Here is a 5,105-nt window from a genome sequence, read left to right on the forward strand (position 1 = left end):
CCCTCCTCGGCCTCCTCCAGCGCGGCCGGGGGCAGGGCGTACTGGTAGCCGCCGCGGACCGCTCCTCGGTCGCCGACCTGGTCTACGGATGTATCCGCTGGGACTGGCGCTGGGACTCGCAGGTGGATGACCGACACCTGTACCTCGCCCGCTTGATCCGGGACCTGAAACTCCCGCTCGGACCCGTGGTCGAGATGGCGACGGCCCAGGACGAGGACACCCGTAACCGGGCCACCAGCGTGCTGGAACTGCTGGTGCTCGCCGGCTCGGCGGACGCCCGGGCGGCGCTGCCGGACTTCGTTCCGGAGGAGGACGAGTCGCCCGTGTGCCGCCCGGTGCGGCGGCCGGATCCGTACCCGGAGCGGGACAGTGCGAGCCTGCTGGCCCTGCTGCGCGATCCGGCGGCGCCCGAGGGAGCCAGGATCTCCGCTCTCGTGGCCCTCTCGCTCCGCCCGCCCGAGCCCGAGCTGATCCTGCTGGTTCCCGGCCTCGGCGCCTCCGACGGAACCCGACCGCTGCCGCTGCTGGGCAAGGCCGTCGAGCGGCTGGCCGAGCAGGCCGTGCCGGCGGCCCGGGAGTGGGCGGCTTCGGAGCAGGCGTGGCTGGCCGAGATCGGCTACGCGGTGCTGGCCGCTCACGGTGGCGAGGGGGACGTGTCGACCTTGATCGCCGAACTGGAGCGGCGGTGGGTGGACCGGTCCTGGTGCGGCCCGGACGATCTCGCGCGCGGTCTCGCCCGCTTCGGGCCGGAGGCGGCCGGTGCCGTCTCCCTGCTGCGCCGCTTCTGGCTCGCGACCCCGCACTCGTACGAGCGCCCCGCCTACCTGGAGGCGCTGGCGGCGATGGGAGCCGCCGGCCTGGCCGGGGCGTACACCGAGTCGCTGTGGGACTGCGAGCCGCGAGCCCGTCTGCTGGGCGTCGAGCACGCCCCCGACCGGCCCGACGTGCGCGACCGCCTCGCCCGTCTGCGGGACGATCCGATGGAGGAGCCGGAGGTCCGTGAGGCCGCCGGGGCGCGACTCGCCGGGGTGGCCGGGAGAGCCGTGAGCGACGCGTGGGAAGGCGTTCGAGGGGGCTAAAGTAGACGCGTGAACGCGTGAGTGGTGGTCCGGGCCCCGAGAGGTGCTCCGGGCCACATCCATTTCCAGGGCATCCCCTGTGACCTGCGCGTTCGCCGGCCCACCAGACCAGCACCAGAGCCTCCGGAGGCCCCGCCTTGAGCGATCAGCCGTTCGCGCATCTGCACGTCCACACCGAGTACTCGATGCTGGACGGTGCCGCCCGGCTGAAGCAGATGTTCAAGGAGGTCGAGCGCCTCGGGCAGACCCACGTGGCGATGACCGACCACGGCAACATGTACGGCGCCGCCGAGTTCCACCGGCAGGCGACCGACGCGGGCATCACCCCCGTCATCGGCATCGAGGCGTACGTCGCCCCGGAGTCCCGCTCCAACACCAAGCGCATCCTGTGGGGCCAGCCGCACCAGAAGCGGGACGACGTCTCCGCGTCCGGCGCGTACACCCACAAGACCATCTGGGCCCGCAACAAGGAGGGCCTGCACAACCTCTTCAAGCTGACCTCGCGCTCCTACGCCGAGGGCTGGCTGGTGAAGTGGCCCCGGATGGACAAGGAGCTGATCGCGGAGCTGTCCGGCGGCCTGATGGCCACCACCGGCTGCCCCTCCGGCGAGGTGCAGACCCGGCTGCGCCTCGGCCAGGTCGACGAGGCCCTGAAGTCCGCCGCCGACTACCAGGACATCTTCGGCAAGGAGAACTACTTCCTGGAGCTGATGGACCACGGCCTCGACATCGAGAAGCGGGTCCGCGACGGGCTGCTGGAGATCAGCAGGAAGCTCAACATCCCCCCGGTCGTCACCAACGACTCGCACTACACCACCGAGGCCGACGCCGGCGCGCACGACCTCCTCCTCTGCGTCCAGACCGGCAAGAACCTCTCCGACCCGGACCGCTTCCGCTTCGACGGCACCGGCTACTACATCAAGTCCGCCGCCGAGATGTACGCCCTCGACTCCTCGGACGCCTGGCAGGAGGGCTGCCGCAACAGCCAGCTCCTCGTCGCCTCCCGGGTCGACACCGAGGGCATGTTCAAGTTCAAGAACCTGATGCCCCGCTTCCCCATCCCGGAGGGCTTCGAGTCCGAGGCGGACTTCTTCAAGTCCCAGGTGTGGAAGGGCATGGACTGGCGCTTCCCGAACGGGTACGACGAGGAGCACAAGAAGCTCGCCGAGTACGAGATGGACACCATCATCCAGATGGGGTTCCCGGCGTACTTCCTCGTGGTCGCCGACTTCATCATGTGGGCCAAGAGCCAGGGCATCGCGGTGGGTCCCGGCCGTGGTTCGGCGGCCGGCTCGCTGGTCGCGTACGCGATGGGCATCACCGACCTCGACCCCATCCCGCACGGCCTGATCTTCGAGCGCTTCCTCAACCCCGAGCGCATCTCCATGCCCGATGTCGACATCGACTTCGACGAGCGCCGGCGCGGTGACGTGATCCGCTACGTGACGGAGAAGTGGGGATCCGACAAGGTCGCCATGATCGTCACGTACGGCACCATCAAGGCGAAGGCCGCCATCAAGGACTCCTCGCGCGTCCTCGGCTACCCGTACGCGATGGGTGACCGGATCACCAAGGCGATGCCGCCGGACGTCATGGGCAAGGGCATCCCGCTCTCCGGCATCACCGACTCCTCGCACCCGCGCTACAGCGAGGCCGGCGAGATCCGCGGGCTGTACGAGACCGACCCGGACGTCCGGAAGGTCATCGACACCGCGCGCGGCATCGAGGGCCTGATCCGCCAGCCCGGTGTGCACGCCGCCGGCGTCATCATGTCCGCCGAGCCGCTGACCGACCACATCCCGGTCTGGACCCGGCACACCGACGGCGTCACCATCACGCAGTTCGACTATCCGACCTGTGAGGGCCTCGGCCTTCTCAAGATGGACTTCCTCGGCCTGCGCAACCTGACGATCATGGACGACGCCGTCAAGGCGATCGAGAAGAACAAGGGCGAGAAGATCGAGCTGCTCAAGCTGCCGCTCGACGACAAGCCGACCTACGAACTCCTCGCCCGCGGCGACACGCTCGGCGTCTTCCAGCTCGACGGCGGGCCGATGCGCTCGCTGCTGCGCCTGATGAAGCCCGACAACTTCGAGGACATCTCCGCCGTTCTGGCGCTGTACCGTCCGGGCCCGATGGGCGTCAACTCCCACACCAACTACGCGCTGCGCAAGAACGGCCAGCAGGAGATCACCCCGATCCACCCGGAGCTGGAGAAGCCCCTGGAGGAGGTGCTCCGGCCGACGTACGGCCTGATCGTCTACCAGGAGCAGGTGCAGAAGGCCGCGCAGATCCTGGCCGGCTACTCGCTCGGACAGGCGGACCTGCTGCGCCGGGCCATGGGCAAGAAGAAGAAGGAGATCCTGGAGGCGGAGTTCGTCCCCTTCCAGAAGGGATGCCGCGAGCGCGGCTACTCCGACGCGGCCATCCAGGCCGTGTGGGACGTCCTCGTCCCCTTCTCCGGCTACGCGTTCAACAAGGCGCACACCGCCGGCTACGGGCTGGTCTCGTACTGGACGGCCTACCTCAAGGCCAACTACCCGGCCGAGTACATGTCCGGCCTGCTCACCTCCGTCAAGGACGACAAGGACAAGTCCGCGGTCTACCTCAACGAGTGCCGCAAGATGGGCATCCAGGTGCTGCCGCCGGACGTCAACGAGTCGGACTCGGACTTCACCCCGCACGGTGACACCCTGGTCCGCTTCGGCCTGACCGCCATCCGCAACGTCGGCGGGCCGGTGGTCGACTCGATGATCCGGACCCGGAAGGCGAAGGGGAAGTTCGCGTCCTTCCCCGACTTCCTGGACAAGGTGGAGTCGGTGGTCTGCAACAAGCGGACCGTCGAATCGCTGATCAAGGCCGGTGCCTTCGACTCGCTCGGCCACACCCGCAAGGGCCTGAGCGCGCAGTTCGAGCCGATGATCGACAACGTCGTCGGCGTGAAGCGCAAGGAGGCCGAGGGGCAGTTCGACCTCTTCGGCGGCGACGCCACCGCGGACGAGCCGAGCTTCGGCCTGGACGTCGTCTTCTCCGAGGAGGAGTGGGAGAAGTCCTTCCTGCTCACCCAGGAGCGGGAGATGCTCGGCCTGTACGTCTCCTCGCACCCGCTGCACGGCATCGAGCACGTGCTCGCCGACAAGGCGGACTGCGCGGTCGCGGACCTCGCGGAGCGGCCGGACGGGACGATCATCACCATCGGTGGCATCATCTCGGGCCTCCAGCGGAAGATGACCAAGCAGGGCAACGCCTGGGCCATCGCGACCGTCGAGGACCTCGCGGGCTCGATCGACTGCATGTTCTTCCCGGCCAGCTACCAGCTGGTCTCCTCGCAGCTCGTCGAGGACGCCGTCGTCTTCGTGCGCGGCAAGCTGGACAAGCGGGAGGACGTGCCGCGGCTGATGGGGATGGAGCTGTCCGTCCCCGACCTGTCGAACGCGCACGCCGAGGCGCCGATCGTCATCAACATCCCGAGCGGGAAGGTCACCCCGCCGCTGGTGGCCCGGCTCGGTGAGGTGCTGGGCAGCCACCGCGGCACCACCGAGGTGCGGGTGCGGCTGGAGGGCCGCAACAAGACCACGGTGCTGCGACTGGACCGGCACCGGGTGAAGTCGGACCCGGCGCTGTTCGGGGACCTGAAGCAGCTGCTCGGGCCGAGCTGTCTGGCGGGTTAGCGCGGAGGCGAAAGGCCCGGGGCACCCGTCGCGGTGGGCGCCCCGGGCCTTTCGTGTCCGGGGAGGAGCCCCTCCCGGGGGCTCTGGCTCAGGTGCCGCCGCCCAGGCCCGGCGGGACGGCCGTGACGGTGTCGGGGGCACCGTAACGGTGTCGTGTGCCGTCGGTGAGATCGCTCACCGACCGTGCGTCCGCCCGGGCGGGGGTAAGGCTGCGGTACGGTAACGTCTCCCTCCAGGCGCTGCGCTAGCACGCCGGTTCGAGAATCAGCCGGGACCGCGTCGTCCCGGGCGGCCGGTTCGATCCTCCGGTCGTCACCGTCGGTTAAGGGGATCGATGACCGATCTGGGTGGGGGC

At 69.4% G+C, this 5,105-nt stretch carries 2 protein-coding genes; both read left to right on the plus strand.

What is annotated here, in order from left to right; genetic code table 11:
- A partial coding sequence (locus tag ACIQOV_RS26820; protein ID WP_401052667.1) for a hypothetical protein occupies nucleotides 1-1,079 on the plus strand: 1,079 nt, incomplete at its 5' end.
- Nucleotides 1,080-1,216: 137 nt separating this feature from the next.
- Nucleotides 1,217-4,750 carry a DNA polymerase III subunit alpha gene (gene dnaE, locus ACIQOV_RS26825; protein WP_401052670.1) on the plus strand — a complete coding sequence of 1,178 codons (3,534 nt, stop codon included), beginning with the start codon at nucleotides 1,217-1,219 and terminating at the stop codon, nucleotides 4,748-4,750.
- Nucleotides 4,751-5,105: the final 355 nt, after the last annotated feature.

It is taken from the genome of Kitasatospora sp. NPDC091257 (assembly GCF_044757675.1).
In the GTDB taxonomy this organism is placed as follows: domain Bacteria; phylum Actinomycetota; class Actinomycetes; order Streptomycetales; family Streptomycetaceae; genus Kitasatospora; species Kitasatospora lactacystinica.